Genomic DNA, 626 nt, shown 5'->3' on the forward strand with positions numbered 1-626 from the left:
GTTTTTTCATCTCGCTCAAAGGTGGGGCAATTTCGGCACTACAACCTGCTGATATTGCTTTGGTGCGCTTTCTCGTTCCTAGCCTAATCTTGTTGCCTTTTGTAATGAAACATAAAGCCGCCCTAAAAGCCGTTCCCAACAAATACCTTACTGGTATTGTCTTGGGTAGCGGTTTACCTTATTTACTTGTGGCGGGCACTGCCATGCATTTCGCTCCCGTCGCGCATGGTAGCGCCTTAATACCTGGCACGTTGCCTTTGTTTGTTTCTGCCATTGCAGTCTTGTTCTATCAACAATCGCTGAGTCATCACCGCATTATTGGTCTTTCCACCGTACTGCTGGGTATTTTTGTGTTTCTGCTATCTAATATCGGGGAGGAATACAACTGGTCTCAACTTCAAGGGCACGCGATGTTTTTAGTTGGCAGCTTGATGTGGGCGGTTTTTACTATCAGCGCACGCGTAGCTAACCTCAACGCTTATGTATGCGCGGGTTTTGTCGCCATCGTCTCGTTACTTATGCTTATCATCGCAGTCGGGTTCGGTTGGATAGACAGTTATTTAGCGGTAACGCCTATCTCCAGTTGGCCTTGGGAGGAGCTGTTTAGCCATGCAATGTTACAAGGT

At 47.3% G+C, this 626-nt stretch carries 1 protein-coding gene; it reads left to right on the plus strand.

Annotated features, from left to right (window positions below; all coding sequences use genetic code 11):
- Positions 1-626, plus strand: a 626-nt coding sequence (locus tag R8N49_RS28280) for an EamA family transporter (protein ID WP_318190588.1), incomplete at both ends; no start/stop codon positions are given.

Source organism: Vibrio sp. 1978 (genome assembly GCF_033344345.1).